The organism is Ruegeria sp. HKCCA4008, from assembly GCF_013033125.1.
In the GTDB taxonomy this organism is placed as follows: domain Bacteria; phylum Pseudomonadota; class Alphaproteobacteria; order Rhodobacterales; family Rhodobacteraceae; genus Ruegeria.
In genome coordinates, this window is the sequence record NZ_WQDM01000005.1 from 86012 (window position 1) to 105466 (window position 19455).

The window sequence follows — 19455 nt, forward strand, 5'->3', positions numbered from 1 at the left end:
CCATGCTTGACGCAAGCCCAACCAAGACCGTCACCTTCAACCTGAACGGCGATGACGTCACCGTGCCCGAAGGCACCACCATCTGGGAAGCGGCCAATGGCCGTGGACTGGTGATCCCGCATCTGTGTCACAAACCGGCGCCGGGCTACAAACCCGATGGCAACTGCCGCGCCTGCATGGTCGAGGTCGAGGGCGAGCGTACGCTGGTCGCCTCGTGCATCCGTCCGGCGGCTGACGGGATGGTGGTGAAAACCGACACCGACCGCGCCGAGAAATCGCGCGCCATGGTCATGGAACTGTTGGTGGCCGACCAGCCCGAGAAGCCGCACGATGCCTCGAGCCATTTCTGGGACATGGCCAAGCTGAACGATGTCAGCGACAGCCGTTTCCCGGCGAAAGAGCCCGAGAAGATTCCGCTGCTGGATGACAGCCATGTAGCGATGCGGGTCAATCTGGATGCCTGCATCAACTGCAACCTCTGCGTCCGCGCCTGCCGCGACGTGCAGGTGAATGACGTGATCGGCATGGCCGGGCGCGGGCATACCGCGCAGGTGGTGTTCGACCAGAACGACCCAATGGGCGAGTCGACCTGCGTGGCCTGCGGTGAATGCGTTCAGGCCTGCCCGACCGGCGCTCTGATGCCCGCCACCGTGCTGGACGACCAGCAGCACGGCGACAGCAAGGATTACGATTCCGAAACCGAAAGCGTCTGCCCCTTCTGCGGGGTGGGCTGCAAGGTCAGCCTCAAGGTCAAGGACGGCAAGGTCAAATATGTCGAGGGCATCAACGGCCCCGCCAACGAAGGCCGTCTGTGCGTCAAGGGCCGGTTCGGGTTCGACTATATCCACCACCCGCATCGCCTGACCAAACCGCTGATCCGGCGCGAGAATGCACCGGCAAAAGGTCTGAACGTTGATCCCGGCAACCTGTCGACCCATTTCCGCGAAGCGACCTGGGAAGAAGCGATGGATCTGGCGGCCACGAGACTGATGGCCCTGCGCGACCAAGACCCGCGCAGCGTTGCGGGCTTTGGCTCGGCCAAATGCACCAACGAAGAGGCCTATCTGTTCCAGAAGTTCATCCGTCAGGGTTTCAAACACAACAATGTCGACCACTGCACCCGTCTGTGCCATGCGTCGTCTGTGGCCGCTCTGATCGAGAACGTGGGCTCGGGCGCGGTGACGGCGACCTTCAACGAGATCGAGAATGCCGATGTGGCGATCATCATCGGCGCCAACCCGATCGAGAACCACCCCGTCGCAGCTACCTATTTCAAGCAGTTCGCCAAGCGCGGCGGCAAGCTGATCGTGATGGACCCGCGCGGTGTCGGCATGCGCAAATTTGCGGACGAAATGCTGCAATTCCGGCCCGGTGCCGATGTCTCGATGCTGAACGCGATCATGAACGTGATCGTCGAGGAAGAACTGTATGACAGCCAGTACATCCACCGCTGGACCGAGAACTGGGAGGCCGAGAAAGAGCATCTGCGCCAGTTCACCCCCGAGAAGATGGCGCCGATCTGCGGCATCGAACCGGATCAGCTGCGTCGCGTTGCGCGCACCTTTGCGCAAGCCAAGGCTGGTCTGATCTTTTGGGGCATGGGCGTCAGCCAGCATATCCACGGCACCGACAATTCGCGCTGCCTGATCTCGCTTGCATTGATGACCGGGAATGTCGGCAAACCCGGCGCGGGTCTGCACCCTCTGCGGGGCCAGAACAACGTGCAGGGCGCATCAGACGCCGGCTTGATCCCGATGTTCCTGCCGGACTACAAGACGGTGACGGATGACGGCATTCGCGCGCAGTTCACCAATATCTGGAAATCGGATGATTTCTCGAACGAGAAGGGTCTGACCGTCACCGAGATCATTGACCAAGCCTATGCGGGCAACATCAAGGGCATGTACATTCAGGGCGAAAACCCGGCTATGTCCGACCCGGATGTTGGCCACGCACGTGAGGCCCTGGCCAAGCTGGACCTGATGATCGTGCAGGACATCTTCCTGACCGAAACCGCGAACTATGCCGACATCATTCTGCCGGCCTCGGCGCTGTATGAAAAGAACGGCACGGTTTCGAACACCAACCGTCAGGTGCAACGTGTCCGTCCGGCCGTGGCGCCTCCGGGTGAGGCGCGCGAGGATTGGAAGATCACGGTCGAACTGGCGCAGCGCATCGGGCTGAACTGGGACTACTCCGATGTGTCCGAGGTCTTTGCCGAGATGAAACTGACCATGGAGTCGCTTGACAATATCACGTGGGAACGGCTGGAAAACGAGACGATCACCTATCCGTCGCTCAGCGAAACCGATCCCGGCCAGTCTATTGTGTTCGGCGATGGTTTCCCCCGCGCGGGTGGCAAAGCAAGGTTCACTCCGGCCAATGTCATCCCGCCTGATGAGGCGCCCGATGATGAATACCCGATGATTGCCACCACCGGCCGTCAGCTGGAACATTGGCATACCGGTTCAATGACCCGCCGGGCAAAGGTTCTTGACGCGGTCGAGCCAGAGGCCAATTGCTCGATGAACCCGCGCACGCTGAAGCTGATGGGGATTGATCCGGGCGAAATGATCCGCCTGACCACGCGTCGTGGTTCGATTGAAATCATGGTGCGCGCCGACCGGGCCATTGCCGAAGACATGGTGTTCATCCCGTTTGCCTATGTCGAAGCGGCGGCGAACATCCTGACGAACTCGGCCATCGACCCCTACGGCAAGATACCCGAGTTCAAATTCTCGGCCATTCGTGTCGAAAAGATCGAGGATGCGATGGCAGCGGAATAAGATCGCGGCCAGACTGAACAAAGGCGGCCTCTGGAAGGGGGCCGCTTTTTTCTTTGCCGCGCTGTCGTTCAAACGATTGCCCCATCTGACTTGCCCCGGCAATTCGCTGGGTTTTCATTTGGTCGCGGCACCACGCAATTTCCCGCGCTGGCGATTGCATCGCGACCACCAAAGAAATCGGAATCTGGCGTCGACAAAGCAATTTGAACACCCGTCACCTGCTCGGGCGACATGAACGGATGGCTCAACTCGGTTTCTTTTGTGACAGTTGGTCAGTAGTCACGCTCGAAGAACACACCCACGCCCGTCTCTCCTCGGCCATCGACCGTACCGCGCACCGTGAAATTGTCCGTGACATCAAGGTTCAGGTTCACTTCGGTGTCACCTTCGGTGTTCACGGTGAAATCCGTATAGAGGTTTTCACCCAGGTACGCGCCCGCACCCAAACGGCCCGCGCCGCTTTCCGAAGCTCCTATGTCGACCGTGTCGACTCCGGTGGAGTCGCGGAGACCTTTGGTTGCATCCCCTCCCGCACCGCTAAGCTGCGCCAGTGATGCTGCCATTTGCGCGATCAGGAAAGGCGAGATTTCTGAAAACCGGTTCCCGAACAGCAACATTGCCAGTGCTTCTTCAGCCGGACGTTCGGGGTCGGAAAACACATTGACCTCAGGTGAATCCAGCGGGCCGGCAATTTCGATCGTCGCGGTGCCGTCAGACGTACTGGCTGAAGACTCGAACTCGATATAAGGGGTCAGGTCGCCCTGCAACGTGACGATCCCCTTGGTCAGTGCCAATCTGCGGCCCAGAATGTCGAAATTCCCTCGGATCAGTTCGATCTGACCGGACGGAACGACAGAGGCAGTGGTGCCGCCGATGAAAATTCGACCGCCCAGTTCTGCGTTCACACCACGCCCTCTGACGAAAACCGCCTTGGGTGCAAGCAGGCTTATATCCAGCGCAATACGGGATGCGCTTTTCTCCGATCCTTCGGTCACGACCAATCCGGCCCGCTCTCGCGTGACGAAACCGGCGCGACTTTCGTTGATGTGCTGGATGTCCGGGATAGGTGCCGCGCCTACCGCGCCGGACGCGGCGGCAAGGTTGATGTTGGTTTCGTCAAACGTGATCTGACCGGCCAGCGAACTGTTTCCGGCCAACGCCCCGGTCATGGCAATCTGACCGTTCAGGGTGGTTTCATACAGCAACCGGTCTGTCAGCACTAAGTTGTTCAGGGTGGTGGTAATCTGGGCGTTGAACGGAGGGGTCAGGTCAACAGGCCCGTTGACGGTAAAGTTTCCGCCCGCCCGAACTCCGCCATTCAGTGTAATGTTTGCGCGACTTTGCGCCAGATCCACCTGACCACTGATCCCGGTAATGGTCTGACCAGCACCCGGAATTGCAAGGGATGTGCCCGAAGTGGTGACCGAACCGCTCAGCGACGCCAGCGCCGGAGCACCTTTGAGTGCCAGATCGAAGCGCGCCGACCCGTCGATCTTGTTGGGTGTGATGAAGACATTCGCGATCCCAAGGTTGATGCCGCCCTGTGCCTTCACATCCGCCTGACTGCTGGTTTCATCAAAAGTGCCGGCCAACGTGGTGTCTATGTCGGCAGGCCCTTGCGCCTTGGCGTCAATCGTCCAGACACCGTTATCGCGTTTGGCCGTTCCCTTTGCTGCCACAGTGCCGGGAAATTCGGGAACGAACCGCTCGATCCGGTTCAGTTTGGCGTCAAAATCCACATCAGCCGAGCCATTCTGGCCGACCGTTCCTTGAAGGCTGGCGTAAGAGCTGTCAGGCCCGTCCAGGCGAGCAGTGCCTTCCAGTCCAGAGCCGGTCGGAGCGACGTTCCCGCTCAGGTTCAGCGGTCCGGACAAGGTTTGCGACAGTCGGGCAAGGTCATCCAGTTTGGCGGAAAAGTCCAAACCGCCGGCGTCTCGGTTCAGCTTGCCCGATGCATTCGCCGAAAGGGCCGTTCCAATCAGTTGGAACGTGCGGATATCCAGGCCTTCATCGTTGTTCATCGCGTCTACGGTCAGGTTCGTTCGCCCCTGAATCAGGTCGTCAACGGCGTCGATCCCGGTTTTGATGTCGTCCGCCGCCAAATTGCCTTTTACGTCGAACGCTTTGCTGCCGACTGCGCCCTTGCCGGCAAAATCCGCTCGGATCGCCCCTGCCAGATCGCGTTTTGCAAGGCTGGAAAACGGTGACAGGTCCGGGATGTTCAGATTGACCTGCCCGTCAATCGCAAGGTCTTTCCTTGGGTCGTCTATGGTAACAGAGGCCTTGGCGGTCAGGGCTGAACCGTTCACCGATGCGTCGCGGATAACAATCTGTTCTTGGCTCAGCGCACCGTCGAACGTGATCTCGTTGCGACCGACCAAAAGCGGGTCGATCTCGGTTAGACCGGTTTTGATATCCCGGCCCGATACGCTGGCCGTTCCGTCAAACTCCAGCGTCTGAACGGTTCCCTTTCCGTTCAGCTTTGCTTGCACCGCACCCCCAAGCTCGCGGTCGGCAAGGCCGGAAAACACGGACAGGTCTCGGGAATTGACCGTCGCCTGACCATCGATCGTCACGTTGCCATCAGGGGTCGTTACCGTGCCGTCGGCCTGGGCGCGCAAGGTATCACCGATCAGGGTGAAATCTCGGATGGTTACGCCATCTGCGCCGCGCCTGGCGTCGAGCGTTATTGTTGTATTGCCCTTGATCACCGGATCGATGTCATCACGCCCGGTCGAGAGGTCTGTTCCTTCGACCTCCAGTTTGCCGTCGAAACTGCCTTCCAGCGGTGAGCCTTGACCGTTTAGACGGGCCGAGACCTGGCCTCCCAGCTCCAGGTGGGCCAGTTCCGAAAACCGGGACAGATCCGTGGCTTCCAAAGTGGCGGTGCCGTCGACGGCCAGACCGGTGGACAGGCCGCTGACCAATGCGTCGACGCCCAATTCGTAATCCGCACCAACCAGTTCGAGACCGGTCAGGTTCAGGGATTGGTCACTGCCATATTCGAAAGTGCCATCCAGAGTGACGAGGTCGCCAATTGCTGCATTCAGGGCCTTGTCCGCCAGACTAATACCGTCCAACGCGGCCTGCAGGTTGCCATTGATTTTTAGCACTGCGCCCTGTTCCAGGGTCCCGTGAGCAGTAATTTGCGCGCGCTCCAAATCAACCTGCTCGGCCTGCACGGCGTTCGCAGTCAGGCTCAGGTCCCAATGATTGCCGTTTTTTTCGTCGTACAGCGCCGAAATCTGTGCTGCTCCAACGGACGTGTCACCGCCCGAGGCTGGAAGAGTTACCCTTTCACCCTCCGGTGGCGTTATGCGTCCTTGCAGGGCCGCGAGTTGCAATCGCCCACCTGCCGCCAACTGTAACTGGCCTTTCAGGTTCAGTGCTTGTGACGAGATCTCAAGCTCGTCAATTTCCAGCGCACCTTCAGGTTGGGTTCGCCCATCCACATAGAGCTGTGTTTTGGCACCGAAAAACGTATCCATTTCTTCGGCGACAAAAGGTGTCAAATCACCACCGAGATCGGCAGTAAACGCAATGCCCTCTTCTGCGCTGGCCGCGGCAGTCGGGGCCGAGCGTAACCGAACCTGACCCGTCACCCGAGGCTGACCATCGCTGCTGAGACCGATATCGGCCGTAAAATCGGTCACGGGTCCGGATCCTTTCGCTGTCAGCGCGATAGGCGGGGTATCCGGCATTTTAAGAGCGGTCGAGATCAGGCCGCCCGCTGCCTCTGTCACCTGAAGGTCAAGATCGATCTGGCTGTTTGAATTCTGAAATCCGGCTGTCAACTTGATTTCATCACCTGCCCGGTCCAGCCGGATGATATCAAGGTTGGTGTCCAGCGTCCCGTCGGCCAGTGACAGGTTGCCACTGACCGCCAGTTCTGCGGCCACTCCGATCAGGGGCTCGCCCAAAGCCAGCTCGTCGATGCGAATTTCACCGATTTCGATGGCAACAGGCAGTTCAGGCAGTTGGAAGCCTTTTGCCTCTGCGGTTGGCGGCGGCGTGTCTTTGGTGGTGGTGCCAGGCGCGCGGGCAACGTCGATCTCTTGTGCTGTCAGGGCATTGACCGAGAACCTCCCACGGATCAAAGCCAGCCGGTTCCAGTCTAGTTCGGCATCCTTTATGGTCAGCCAGACCCCTTCGTCATCGGCAACGGTGATCTCGGCAATCGTGGCACGTGAACTCAGTGCACCTTGCAGGCCTTTGACGGTGACGTTCTGATCGTCGCCCGACAGTGTATCCTGTAGGAACCTCTCGATCATGCTGCCGCCTTCGTCCTCCTGCGGATGTCCGGCCACAGGCACGATTGCCAGCGCGCCAATCAGCAGAGGGTATGGAAGGTACCGTCTCAAAACGCCTGTCCTATCCCGATATAGAACTGTAGCCCGTCCCCGGTGGGACCGCTGACAGGATAGGCCAGATCAAGACGCAAGGGGCCAAACCCGCCCAGATCATATCTTACGCCAATACCGGCGCCCGAGTGATCTTCTTGCGCGCCGCTGCCGACAAAGGAAGATGTATCGACGACACCGTAGTCATAAAACCCGACCAACGACAGGCTGTCAGTAACCTTGCCACGGATCTCGCCGGACAAGCCAATAAATGACTTGCCGCCCGCGATGCCGGTCCCGACCGGAATGCCAAGGCTTTCATAGGGTTGCCCGCGAACGGTTCCCGCACCGCCCGAGAAGAACAGAAAGTCAGGCGTGACGCCATCGGCAGGTGGGCCAATCACGGATCCCAGCTGCGCGCGACCGGCCAAAACGATCCGCCCCCCTGTCCCCAGGCTTGTATAGGCCCGCCCATCAAAGAAAAGGCGGAGGCCGGTATCCGTACCGGATATTCCGACAAAGGGCATGACTTGCGAGTCCAGATAGAATCCGCGTGTGGCGCTGACTTTGCTGTCGCGTTTGTCCCATTCAGACCGGAAGGGCAGGATGAAATACCTGAACTTGCGACCAGTGCCATATGCGTCGTCGGCGTCTGACAGCTGAAACCCGGCGGATGCCTCGGCATATAAGTTGTCGGAAAAAGTGCGGCGCGCACCATAGGCCAGCGAAGCCACCGTTACATTATAGTTTTCCGTGTTGCGGCGTTCCAGCAGGGCGCTCCAGAAGGTGTTGTCATCCGGGCCAAGCCGGTCAGGTTGGTCCAGACGCAACCCGATCCGGCCATCAATATCCTCTGCACCGCCAATATTTCGAACCGCCACTTCGAAGCGCAGACGTTCTGCGCGCCTGAACATATTGCGATGGGTCCACGTCGCGGTCACATCAACACCATCGCGAGAGGCCAGTTCGACACCAAAGGTCAACCGACGTTTGGGCAGGTCTTCGAACGTGGCGTCGAAATCCAGTGTGCCATCGGGGTTTGGAGTCTCTCGTTCCTGCAACGAGACCACGTTGAACGTGCCGGTCCGGCGCAACCGTGTTCCCACCTTCTGGATTTTCTCAGGGGAATAGACCTCTCCACTTGGGAACCCGGCGATCTTTTCGATGGATCTGTGGCGCACATCTGAATTGCCCTTGATGAACATCTTGCCAAATGTCAGCCTGCGCCCGGGATCAAGGTCGATCTGGGCATCCAGACGGGCTTGGGCGTGGCGCGCGATGATTGTCTGACCCGCAATTCCGGCTTTTGCGTGACCAGCGTTCCTCCAACCCTGAACACCGGCCGAGGAGGCCTGTTGAATGGCACCGGTCGTCGCCAGTTTCCCGGGGGCAAAGTTTTCGGGCAGTTCGGTTCCGGGGGCCAGGGGCTTGACAGTGGCGGTGCCGAATTTGAAGCTTGGCCCGGTTTCAACGGTAATCGCAGCACGGTTTATTTGTGCAGGCACCGTGAGAGAGCTCAGCTCGGCCGCTTCCTGTCCATCAAGCTTGATGCTGACGACCGGGCTGAAATACCCTTCGTCGTAAAGGATTTGCACGATCGTACGGTAATCCGACAAGGCTGCCGAGAGGATTTCAAGCGGGGTGTCGAGGCCGCGTTCCTCAGCAGTGGTTACCGAGGATGTCTCCTTGAGGCGATCAACCAGTTCTTTCGATGCGCCGGGGGCCGTAAGCGAGGTTTCCAGCGCCGCCAGCGTGGTTGGGGCCAAAGTCACAACTGTGGCCATCAGCCAGCGCCCCAGACGGCATTGCCGCTTGCTCCTTTGCATGAATTGCCCCAACTGTCCCAATTCCAGTTCTCTTGTCCGTGTCGTGCACGGCCCTTTGAATTCAGGTTAGAGCATCTGAAAGCGGATGGGGAAAGGAATTATACATGAGACGAGAATTTTTTCGGCCAAATTGTGTTGAGGTTGCCGCCCGGCTATTCGGCTGCCATAAGGCGGGCCACGTCCAGCATTCGCGCCGAGAAGCCCCATTCGTTGTCGTACCAACCAAAGACTCTGACCTGGTTTTCACCCACCATACGGGTCTCGGGCCCGGCAACAACCAGCGATTCAGGGCGGGACCGCAGGTCGGACGAGACCAGCGGCAAATCAGTCCAGCCAAGCACTGGGGATGCAGCAACGGCCTGCTTCAGGGCTCGATCGAAGATCTCGGCGCTCATGCCGCGCTGCAATGTGACCACAAGGTCCACGGCTGACACACTTGCCGTCGGAACGCGGACAGCCGCGCCCGAGATACGCCCGGCCAGATGCGGAAGGACGACATCGATAAGGTGCATCGCGCTCGATGTGGTTGGAACCATCGACAGCGCCCCAGCCCGAGAACGGGCAAGGTCGCCACGCGGCGCGTCGACCATGGGTTGGCTGTTGGTATAGCAGTGGATGGTGGTCATGTGCCCCGATGCAACACCGCCGATATCGTCGATGACCTTGACCAGTGGCACTAGCCCATTGGTGGTGCAGGATGCGTTTGACACAATCCGGGCGCTGCCCAACTGGTCTTCGTTCGCACCCAGAACGATGGTGACATCAGCAGCTGGGGAGGGGCCTGAAATCAGCACTTTGCCTGCGCCCGCAGACAAACCGCGACGTGCAACGTCCGAGCTGCGGGCGATACCCGTACAATCCAGCATGACGTCAACGCCCGACAGATCAACGCGGGACAGATCATCGCTGTGGGTCATGGGAATCGTGTGCCCATCCACGATCAGCGCGGCGTCCCCTGCGGACACATCGCCGGGATAGGGGCCAAACGTGCTGTCGTATTTGAACAGGTATGCACAGGTGTCCAGCGGCGCGATGTCATTGATCAGCACCAGCTCGATATCTGACCCTTCCGGCAGGGTCAGAACCTGCCGCAGGATCGTACGGCCAATACGGCCGAATCCGTTTATTGCGAGTTTCATGCGCAAGCTATGGCAGGCCGGTCGGGCGACCTCAATGCCTGATCTGACGCTGTGTCAGTTGCAGCTGACCTGCGAGAAAAACTGGCCCGAGATGTTCTGATACATGCTGGCCACGATCGGCTTGCACCCGGTTGCCTGCTGAATCGCGGCAATTGCCTGAACGGTGCGCAGGCGCGGTGGCGGACCGAATGGGTTGAGGTTGTTGTTGTCACGCGTGGCGCGATAAACGACCGGCGCGTCGGAAACCTGTGTCACCGCCCAGGTGCGGCTCATGACGAACACGGATTTGGTTTCTTCCTTGGCCGAGATGGGGGATGCAAAAAGGGCCGCGGATGAAGCGAGTGCTGCGACGGCCAGCAGGGCAGGGCGTAGTTTCATGGAACAATCTCCAGTGCTCAAAATCAGAATTTACTTGGATTTCAGCAAATTCCGGCCCGCCTGTGAAGCCCCAAGGTCAGAAATTTGCGACGCCACCCCGTCGGAAAGGTGTTGCCGGCGAGCTGTGGGCAATGGCAAATGTCGGTTGCAGTCCCTGTGCCGCCAATGCCCGAACCCCCCCGGATCGCCCGCGTTGCGGGCTTGCGAACAAAAGTCTCGCAGACAGGTCTGTCCGGGGTTTTTTTGAAGGTTCGCGTCAGGGGCTTGGCCCTGCCGGGTTAGGGGTATAACCTTGACCACAAATGATTTCAGCTCTGCGAGGCCGCCATGAATGCCCCATTTTTTACCGCCATCGCCGCATGCGGCATTTTATTGATGAGCACTGTGGTCGAGGCCAAGCCCCTTTCTCGAATCATAGCCGAGATGGGGTTGTCTCCGGCAGATTTCGAAGTGGTCAACGCAGCCTCGAACGCGCTTTTGACCAGCGGTACGCCTTCCGTGGGCCAGGAACGGTCATGGAAGAATGACGACACGGGTTCCAAAGGGACAATCCGGGTGCGATCGGTACAGGGAAACTGCGTTGGTCTTCAGCATGTGATTCAGCCGGAAGGCGGTGATCAGAGCAGGGAAATCCGAACCCGCCGCTGCAATGACGGCAACGGCAATTGGATCCTTACGCCCTGATTATCAGCTCAGAATTCAGTAGCCCTGATCACGATTGACTTCATGCAGCAAGGCCGCGCCGGAACTGAGGCGTCGGAAGTTTTCAGCCACATCCGACAAGGCGTCGCCCAGATGCCAGCCTGAAACATGTGGAGTGATCGTCACGCCGGGGTGGCGCCATAGCGGGCTGTCTTGTGGCAAAGGTTCCCGCGAGGTGACGTCCAACACGGCATGCCCCGGAACACCTGCGTCCAGTGCCGCGATGAGGGCGTCCTCATCAATCAGATTTCCGCGCCCGGCGTTCAGCAACTGACTACCGGGTTTCATCGCCGCCAGCATCCGGGCATCAAACAGGCCAGCGGTCTGAGGGGTCGAAGGCAGGATTGCGCAAACGTGGTCACATTGGCCAAGAAGCCCGGTCAACGCGTCCTGCCCATGGATGCAAGTTACGCCGTCAATGGCTTTTGGCGTACGGCTCCAGCCCATCACCTGAAAGCCCACGGCGTGCAGCATCCGCGCGGTGCGGGCGCCGATGTGGCCAAGACCTAGAACACCGACCACGGTGTCCGGCGTAAAAACCGGTGCGCGCGGGGACCACTCGGCGCGGGTTTGGGCCGCTTCGTGAAACGCCATGTGTCGCTGAGCGCGCAGGATATAGGCCAGAAACCACTCGGCAATGCCCTGTGCCGGTGCGTCAGGCTTCAGGCGGGCGATGCGAACGTGACCGGGCAGACCGGGATGGCTGACAATGGTCTCTACCCCTGCGCCCAGCTTTTGAACCAGTTTCAGGTTCGGCAGTCGCGTCGGGTGGTCACGTTGCATGTCAACCACGGCCAGCATCGTTATGTCATCCGGATTGCCCAGCGTTTCGGCGGTGCGGATATCCGCATCCGGTAACACGGCCTGTAAACTGCGGGCAATTTCGTCATCACTTATCCAGTTGGACAGCCCGGTTTCGATCAACAACGCCATGTGCGGCTCCTGCATATGTTTGATGTGGTGACGTCCCGTCACTGCGGTGGACAGGGCCCGGGCAGTTAAGCCATCCTTGCGGCAAAAGTATAGCCCGGACCCGGTGCTTCAGAGGGACATTTCCGAAAACATGACATTCAGCCTGGCCGTGCAAATTCATGATCATCTGCAAGACGTTGCTGATATGACCGGGGCCGAGGTCACTCGGATGGATGACACATGTTTCCCTTGCGGTGATGGCGAAACTGATCGCAAGGCCGGCTTGTCCTGCGTTTTCGCCGCCAAAGTAGGAACGGGGAAAGTGTTTGAACGCCTGGGTTCAGACAAACTGAAACGATTTGCGCAAGAACAGACCTGAGGATCACATGGCCGAAGCGCTCGACTTTACCAACACGACCTATTTTCATCAGCGCGAGGACGGGGCGTTTGTTGGCAACGATGCCGCGCGCGGGCCTTGGTCTGCCGCACATTGCCACGCGGGGCCGGTCAGCGGCTTGATCGTTCGGGCCGCAGAAACCGAAATCGGCCCGGAGAAGATGCTGACCCGACTGACTGTCGATTTGCTGAGGCCGCTCCCGCTGGCCGGGCTTCGCGTTGCGGCAGAGACCACGCGCCACACAAAGACACTCGGGACTACGCGGGTCACGGTGCACGATCTCGACGATACGTTGTGCGCCACGGCAACAACCATGCACCTGTTGCGGCGCGATCTGGGGCAGGTGCCGAATGTCGAGATGGATGCGCCGAGAATAGAGGACGTTGTCGATGGCCCTTTTCCGATAGGTGAAATTCGCCACGACCTGCCAGGCTTTGCCCATTACAGCGATATTCGCTATCCCGCAGGGGGAAAACAGGGGGCCGGACCCAAAACGATTTGGATGCGTACTCCGCAGCTTTTGCAAGGCGAGGATCAATCGCCCGTACAGGCCCTGTGCCCGTTGGCCGATTGCGGAAACGGTATCTCATGGAATGCGCCGACCACGGAAATGGGGTTCATGAATACGGACCTGACTGTGCATATCCACCGTGAACCGGTTTCGGATTGGCTGGCCTCAAAATCGATTTCGCATTGGCAGCCTTCCGGCATTGGCATGTCTCAGTCCGTCCTCTTTGATACACAAGGTCCGGTGGGCACAGCGCTGCAAACACTGGTTCTGTTTCCGCCGACCTGATGGTGGGCCGGATTTCGCATCGGGAGTGAAAATGTCGTTGCCGCCACGCGGAGGGAGACCTATCTTGCGCCTATGCGTTACCTTATAACCACTATGATCCTTTGTTTGCCGATGCAGGCCAACGCCCACCCGCATGTCTTCATTGATACCGGGCTGGAGTTCATCGTGGATGACGCTGGTCAACTGACCCATGTTCGCGTGACCTGGGCGTATGACGAATTCTACTCGTTGCTGGTTCTGGAAGACATGAAGCTGGATCAGGATGCTGACGGCGTTCTGACGGAAAGCGAAGAACGGTTCCTGACCGGGTTCGATACGCAGTGGGTGGAAGGATATAACGGCGATCTTGTCGTTACCGCAGACGGAAACCACGTCGCGCTGTCGGGCCCGATGGAGGCGCAGGCGACAGTTGAAGACGGGCGCGTTGTCACCACGCATCTCAGGGCGGTGGAGGCCGGTTCCGTCGCGGCCGCGGCGCTGTCTGCGAAAGCGTTTGATGAGACGTTTTATACCGCCTACGAGGTGACGCGGCCCGTGACCGTGACGGGCCCCGCCGCGTGCCAGATTGACCGGTTTGACCCGGATATCGACGGCGAACTGGCCCAGATGCAGGCCTTTCTGCTGACCCTGGACGCCGACTATGACCTCGAGGAAAATGACATCCCTCTGGTCGGTGAACGTTTTGCGACCGAGATCCGCGTTTCATGTCCCGCTACCTGATCCTGCCTGTCGGCCTGGCGATTGTACTGCTGCTCTGGTTTTGGGGCAGCGGAGGCTTTGACAGTCTTGCGGCCTGGGCTGCGGGGGAGCAACGAGAATTCCAGAACCAGATCGCCCGATCCTTGCGTGCCGCGCGCGCCGAGCAACCCGAGGCGGTGGCAACGCTGTTGACAGTCTGTTTCGCCTACGGGTTCTTTCATGCCATCGGCCCCGGCCACGGAAAGGTCCTGATCGGGGGTTACGGTTTGGGTCGGCGTGTCGCCTTCTGGCGGTTGTCGGCGATCAGTGTATTGTCAAGTCTGGGGCAGGCGGTGACGGCCGTCGTCTTGGTCTATGCCGGGGTGCTGGTGTTCCAGATGTCCCGTGAAAGCCTTGTTGGAACGACGGAACAGGTCATGGCTCCGATAAGCTACGGAGCGATCGCACTTATCGGTCTTTGGCTGGTGGCCCGGTCCTTGCGCAGTTTTGCAAAGAGACGGAATACCACGTCGCCCCATGAGCACCATCATCATGAAAACGATCACTCGCATCACCCTCACCACGATGGAGAAGTCTGTTCAGATTGCGGCCACCGCCATGGCCCGACTGCGCAAGAAGTTGCAAATGTGGGTTCACTGCGCGAGGCCCTGATACTGATTGCGGGCATCGCGGCACGACCGTGCACAGGGGCTTTGTTCGTGCTGATTCTGACGTGGCAGATGGGCATCGCGATGGTCGGTATCGCCGGGGCTTTTGCCATGGCATTGGGCACGGCATTGGTGACGACATTGGTGGGATGGACGTCCTTTGGCCTTCGCGGAGGTCTGCTGGCCTCAGCCTCGGCCACTCGGTTCGCATCGGTGCTGGCCCCAACCATCGAACTGGTGGCCGGGCTGATCATTGCCGTGATCGCAAGTGGTTTGCTGCTGCGTGCGATTTAGGTCAGTCGAACACCGGTTCCGGATATCCGACCCGCGCCAGATACAACCCCTGCGGCGGGCATACTGGCCCGCAGGCTGCACGGTCGGCAGCTTCCAGCGCCTCGCGCACCTCTTCCGGGGTCCACGCTCCGGCGCCCACGCGTTCCAGCGTTCCGACGAAACTGCGCACCTGATTGTGCAGGAATGACCGAGCCTTTACGTGGAAATGAACTTCGGGGCCGGAAAAGCCCTGAACCTGTTCAACCCGCAACTCATCCAGAGTTTTGACCGGGCTGGCCGCTTGGCAAATCGACGACCTGAAGGTCGTGAAATCATGGCGACCCAGCAGCATGTTCGCCGCTTCCTGCATGGCCTCGACATCCAGCGGATGATTGATCTGCCAAACCTGCCCTTTGTCATGGGTTGCAGGCGCGCGCCTCATCAGGATGCGGAACAGGTATTGCCGTTCGACCGCCGAAAACCGCGCGTGCCAATCGTCGGTCACGCGCACGGCGTCCACGATCGCCACCGGCTGCGGTTTGAGGTGATAGTTCAGCGCCTCGGACAGGCGGAACGGGTCCCATTCCTTGGCCATGTCGCAATGAGCAACCTGACCCAACGCGTGAACGCCGGCGTCGGTGCGCCCCGCGGCTGCAATCGTATGCGCACCCGGCTGGATACGGGACAGGGCCTCTTCGATGGCACCTTGTACCGACGGCTGATCCTTTTGCCGCTGCCATCCGGCAAACGGTTCCCCCTGGTATTCGACTTTCAACGCGTATCTGGGCATGTGCCGCTGGTACAGCGCGGCGCGGGAACGGGCAAGGGGGCGAAAGCGCTGGTATGTGCGGTACCCGCTACCTATCTTGGGTGAAACGATAATTGCGGGGCGACGGATTGGTCATCTCATCACTGGCAGACAGTCTTGTGCGCGGCGTCGAAACCATCGGCGACAGCGTCTCCGAGACGTTTTTTGAGCCTGTCATCCGCCTGGGTGTCACCGGGTTGGCGCGGTCGGGCAAGACGGTTTTCATCACCTCGCTGGTGGCGAACCTGCTGGATCGGGGGCGCATGACCGGGCTGGTTGCGCAGCAGGAAGGTCGGATCAATGCCGCCTATCTGCAACCGCAGCCGGATGACACCGTGCCCCGGTTCGATTATGAAACGCACCTGTCCGCCCTGACGGGTCCGACACCGCACTGGCCGGACAGCACACGCGCGGTGTCAGAACTGCGCCTGTCCTTCAAAGCCCGTCCAGCCGGCTTGCTTGCCGGCTTGCAGGGACCGCGCACCGTTCATCTGGACATCGTCGATTACCCCGGCGAATGGCTTTTGGATCTGGCCCTGCTGGACAGGTCTTTTGCAGACTGGTCTCGGGAAACACTGGAACGTATCGAGGCCCGCTCGGAGGCCGCCGAGTATTTGGGGCAGGCCCATGCCGCAAACCCGTCCGGCGCGCATGACGAGCCGACCGCGCAGGCGCTGGCATCGTCGTTCACGACCTATCTCAATCAGGCGCGTGACGCGGGGTATTACGACTGTACCCCCGGGCGGTTCCTGCTGCCGGGGGACCTGGCCGGATCTCCGGTTCTGACCTTTGCGCCGTTGGTGGTGTCTGGCCCGTCGCGGCGCAGAACGCTTCAACGCGAGATGGAACGGCGATACGAAGCCTATAAAGCCCAGGTCGTGAAACCGTTTTTTCGCGATCATTTCTCGCGCATCGACCGGCAGGTGGTTCTGGTCGATGCGCTGGGCGCTATTCACAAAGGTCCTCAGGCGGTCGAGGATATGCGCCGCGCCATGGCTGGTATCCTGTCGGCCTTTCGCCCCGGCCGAAATGCGTGGCTCGGCCAATTGCTGTTGGGCAAAAGGGTTGAGCGCATCCTTTTTGCGGCGACAAAAGCGGACCACCTGCACCACATGCAGCATCCCCGCCTGACCGCGATTATCGAGGCGTTGACGCGTGAGGCGCGTGATCGGGCGAATTTCGCCGGAGCCCGGACCGAGGCCCTGTCTCTGGCTTCGCTGCGTGCCACGACCGAAGAACTGCGCCACCACGACGGGACAGACTTGCCATGCGTTCGGGGTACCCTGTTGGAGAGCGGCAAACAGGCCGCCTTCTACCCGGGAGAATTGCCCGAGGATCCAGCGCATCTGTTGGGTCCGGCCAGAAACGGGGCTGATGCGTGGTTGGGCGAAGATTACGGCTTCATGGCCTTTGCCCCGGCGAAGCTGTCGCTGAAACCCGGTGATGGCCCGCCGCATATCCGGCTGGACAGAGCGGCACAGTTCTTGATCGGAGATCGGTTGTGACGATAATTCTGCGCCGCGCGCGCTCGACGGATGCGGGCACCATCGGGTCGATCCTGCACGGTTTCGCCTTGGAAAACGACTGGATGCCTGAATTGCACAGCTGCGCCGAGACGATCGCTTTCTGTGGTCGAATGATTGATCTGGAATGGGTGACCGTGGCCGAAACTGAGGCCGGCGTTGTTGGCTTTTTGGCGCTCGACGGTCGTGAAATCCATTCGCTTTATCTGGATGCTTCGGTTCGGGGCTGCGGGATTGGTCGGCAATTGCTGGATCACGCCAAATCGGCCCGCTCAGAGCTGAGCTTGTACGCGTTTCAGAACAATGCCCGAGCCTGCCGGTTTTATGAACGTAACGGCTTTGCCGAGGTGGCCCGCAGCGATGGGGCGGACAACGACGAAAACCTGCCGGACATACGGTTTGTCTGGCGCAGCGAGGATGTGATCGATGGCTAAAGGCCCGGTTTTGATCGATCTTGAAACGGATGACCCCCCTGCCGATGTCGCCAAGGCCCCGCCGGTGCCGGACATCGCGCAACCACAAGGGCAGGCGATGCAAGGCGCGGCGCGGCTGGCGGCGCGCAGACCATCGGCTCTGGCACGCTGGTTCTGGGGGCTTGCTCTGGCGGTGATCGGGGCGGCCGTGTCGGTGGCCGCGTGGGATTTTGCAACTTCGCTGGTGGCGCGAACACCTGTTTTGGGTTGGATCGTAACCGGGTTGATCGCCGCGCTGGTTCTTGTGGCGCTTATAATCGCAATCCGTGAACTGGCCGCATTGGGGCGATTGTCCCGTGTGGATGGCCTGCGCCGGGCCGCAGATGCCGCGTTGGCAGAGGACGATCTGGCTCAGGCCCGCGCAGTCACCAATCGTATCATCGCATTCTACAAAGGCCGGGAAGACACGCGCTGGGGCCGCGAACGATTGACCGAGCGGATGGCGGATCAGTTCGATGCGTCAGCTCTGCTGGAACTTGCCGAAGTTGAGCTGTTGGCGCCTCTGGACGAAGCCGCCAGCCGCGAGGTCGAGGCCGCGGCCCGGCAAGTTGCTACCGTGACCGCATTGGTGCCATTGGCGCTTGCGGATGTGATAACCGCGCTGGCCGCGTCATTGCGGATGATCCGCCGGGTTGCCGAAATCTATGGCGGGCGCGCGGGTACGTTGGGCGGCTGGCGTCTGACCCGCAGTGTATTTGTGCATCTGGTGGCGACAGGGGCGGTTGCAGTCGGCGATGATCTGCTGGAGCCTGTCCTGGGCGGTTCGGTTCTGAGCAAACTGTCACGCCGGTTCGGCGAGGGTCTGGTCAACGGGGCCCTCAGCGCTCGTGTGGGTGTGGCCGCGATGGAGGTGTGCCGCCCGTTGCCCTTCTCGGACAGGCACAAACCTTCGACGCGGGGCATCATCAAGCGCGCCTTGCAGGGCCTGTTTTCCAAGGGTTGATCCAAAGCAAGGCGCCCCGGCCTGCGCTTCGGCACACTGAATGTGTCAAAGGAGCCAGCCATGACGGATCACGGTCACAGCCCGCAGGAAATCGCCGAACGGATCAACGCGCCGCCCGGCCGCGGCGTGTTGCGCGATGTCGTCTATGGCGGCATCGACGGGTCCGTCACCACATTTGCCATTGTGGCAGGCGTTGCAGGGGCAGGTCTTTCCCCTTTCGTTATCGTGGCGCTTGGCCTGGCGAATGTTCTGGCTGACGGATTTTCGATGGCGGCGGGCAATTATTCGGGCACCAAGGCCGAGCTGGACAACATTCGCCGCATCCGCGCGGTCGAGGAACGCCACATTGCGTTGTACCCGGATGGTGAGCGCGAAGAAGTGCGAGAGATCCTTGCGCAAAAAGGGCTGTCTGGCGACATTCTGATCGATGCCACGGCAGAGATCACCTCGAGCAACGAAAACTGGATCAACCTGATGATCGAGGGTGAATATGGTCTGGGCAGTGTCGACCCGCATCCAATGAAAGCGGCTGTGGCCACCTTCTTCGCGTTTCTGGTGGCGGGGATGATCCCATTACTGCCGTTTCTGGCGTCCGTGCCGAACGCGTTTGCGATCTCGGCCTGGATGACCATGGCTGTCTTTTTTGCGATTGGCGCGCTCAAAAGCCGGTGGTCACTGGCCCCCTGGTGGCGGTCGGGGATCGAGACGTTTTTGATCGGCGGGCTGGCCGCGCTGATCGCGTATCTCGTCGGGTCCCTGTTCCACCCATGAATCTTGCGGCGCTGGGATGACGGTTGTTGCGGTAGGTCTTAC

General features: G+C 60.1%; 16 protein-coding genes. 10 read left to right on the top strand and 6 right to left on the bottom strand.

Features of this window, described 5'->3' with window-relative positions:
* Nucleotides 1-2 precede the first annotated feature (2 nt).
* Nucleotides 3-2786 (top strand): formate dehydrogenase subunit alpha, encoded by a 2784-nt coding sequence (gene fdhF / locus GOW60_RS12620; RefSeq protein ID WP_171229562.1) that lies wholly within the window; start codon nucleotides 3-5, stop codon nucleotides 2784-2786.
* A 272-nt stretch (nucleotides 2787-3058) separates the two neighbouring features.
* Here the strand turns inward: fdhF and GOW60_RS12625 are convergent, their stop codons facing one another.
* The 4 genes from GOW60_RS12625 to GOW60_RS12640 all read right to left on the bottom strand — a co-directional run bounded on the left by GOW60_RS12625 (nucleotide 3059) and on the right by GOW60_RS12640 (nucleotide 10469).
* Entirely contained in the window at nucleotides 3059-7147 is a 4089-nt protein-coding gene (locus GOW60_RS12625) for a translocation/assembly module TamB domain-containing protein (protein ID WP_254443945.1), read from the bottom strand.
* Entirely contained in the window at nucleotides 7144-8952 is a 1809-nt protein-coding gene (locus GOW60_RS12630) for an autotransporter assembly complex family protein (protein WP_171229563.1), read from the bottom strand. The genes GOW60_RS12625 and GOW60_RS12630 overlap by 4 nt, the downstream gene beginning before the upstream one ends.
* 152 nt (nucleotides 8953-9104) lie before the next feature.
* A complete protein-coding gene (locus GOW60_RS12635; RefSeq protein ID WP_171229564.1) occupies nucleotides 9105-10091 on the bottom strand; it encodes a type I glyceraldehyde-3-phosphate dehydrogenase in 987 nt (328 codons plus the stop codon).
* Nucleotides 10092-10145: 54 nt separating this feature from the next.
* Nucleotides 10146-10469, bottom strand: a complete 324-nt coding sequence (locus GOW60_RS12640; protein WP_170344942.1) for a hypothetical protein — start codon at nucleotides 10467-10469, stop codon at nucleotides 10146-10148.
* A 327-nt stretch (nucleotides 10470-10796) separates the two neighbouring features.
* Here GOW60_RS12640 and GOW60_RS12645 point away from each other — a divergent pair, with 327 nt between their 5' ends.
* Nucleotides 10797-11153, top strand: a complete 357-nt coding sequence (locus tag GOW60_RS12645; RefSeq protein WP_171229565.1) for a hypothetical protein — start codon at nucleotides 10797-10799, stop codon at nucleotides 11151-11153.
* A 15-nt stretch (nucleotides 11154-11168) separates the two neighbouring features.
* On the opposite strand, the gene GOW60_RS12650 is transcribed toward GOW60_RS12645, so the two are convergent.
* Entirely contained in the window at nucleotides 11169-12104 is a 936-nt protein-coding gene (locus GOW60_RS12650; RefSeq protein WP_152457197.1) for a glyoxylate/hydroxypyruvate reductase A, read from the bottom strand.
* A gap of 130 nt (nucleotides 12105-12234) precedes the next feature.
* Here GOW60_RS12650 and GOW60_RS12655 point away from each other — a divergent pair, with 130 nt between their 5' ends.
* The 4 genes from GOW60_RS12655 (at nucleotide 12235) to GOW60_RS12670 (ending at nucleotide 14916) form a co-directional block, all read left to right on the top strand.
* Nucleotides 12235-12462, top strand: a complete 228-nt coding sequence (locus tag GOW60_RS12655; protein WP_171229566.1) for a hypothetical protein — start codon at nucleotides 12235-12237, stop codon at nucleotides 12460-12462.
* 7 nt (nucleotides 12463-12469) lie between these two features.
* The gene (locus tag GOW60_RS12660) at nucleotides 12470-13276 is read left to right on the top strand and encodes a thioesterase family protein (protein WP_171229567.1); all 807 of its coding nucleotides are present in this window, start codon (nucleotides 12470-12472) and stop codon (nucleotides 13274-13276) included.
* A 72-nt stretch (nucleotides 13277-13348) separates the two neighbouring features.
* Nucleotides 13349-13996, top strand: a complete 648-nt coding sequence (locus GOW60_RS12665) for a DUF1007 family protein (RefSeq protein ID WP_152457200.1) — start codon at nucleotides 13349-13351, stop codon at nucleotides 13994-13996.
* Nucleotides 13981-14916 carry a nickel/cobalt transporter gene (locus tag GOW60_RS12670; RefSeq protein WP_171229568.1) on the top strand — a complete coding sequence of 312 codons (936 nt, stop codon included), beginning with the start codon at nucleotides 13981-13983 and terminating at the stop codon, nucleotides 14914-14916. The genes GOW60_RS12665 and GOW60_RS12670 overlap by 16 nt, the downstream gene beginning before the upstream one ends.
* 1 nt (nucleotide 14917) lies before the next feature.
* Here GOW60_RS12670 and truA read toward each other — a convergent pair whose 3' ends face one another.
* Nucleotides 14918-15685: a tRNA pseudouridine(38-40) synthase TruA gene (gene truA / locus GOW60_RS12675; protein ID WP_171229569.1), complete on the bottom strand. Its 768-nt coding sequence runs from the start codon at nucleotides 15683-15685 to the stop codon at nucleotides 14918-14920.
* Between the two features lie 107 nt (nucleotides 15686-15792).
* Here truA and GOW60_RS12680 point away from each other — a divergent pair, with 107 nt between their 5' ends.
* Genes GOW60_RS12680 through GOW60_RS12695 form a run of 4 tightly spaced genes read left to right on the top strand, consistent with a single transcriptional unit; the run spans nucleotide 15793 to nucleotide 19413 of the window.
* Nucleotides 15793-17208, top strand: a complete 1416-nt coding sequence (locus GOW60_RS12680) for a YcjX family protein (protein ID WP_171229570.1) — start codon at nucleotides 15793-15795, stop codon at nucleotides 17206-17208.
* Nucleotides 17205-17660 carry a GNAT family N-acetyltransferase gene (locus GOW60_RS12685; protein WP_171229571.1) on the top strand — a complete coding sequence of 152 codons (456 nt, stop codon included), beginning with the start codon at nucleotides 17205-17207 and terminating at the stop codon, nucleotides 17658-17660. Before GOW60_RS12680 ends, GOW60_RS12685 begins: the two co-directional genes overlap by 4 nt.
* A complete protein-coding gene (locus GOW60_RS12690) occupies nucleotides 17653-18642 on the top strand; it encodes a YcjF family protein (RefSeq protein ID WP_171229572.1) in 990 nt (329 codons plus the stop codon). Before GOW60_RS12685 ends, GOW60_RS12690 begins: the two co-directional genes overlap by 8 nt.
* Nucleotides 18643-18702: 60 nt before the next feature.
* The gene (locus GOW60_RS12695) at nucleotides 18703-19413 is read left to right on the top strand and encodes a VIT1/CCC1 transporter family protein (protein ID WP_171229573.1); all 711 of its coding nucleotides are present in this window, start codon (nucleotides 18703-18705) and stop codon (nucleotides 19411-19413) included.
* The last annotated feature ends 42 nt before the right edge of the window (nucleotides 19414-19455 follow it).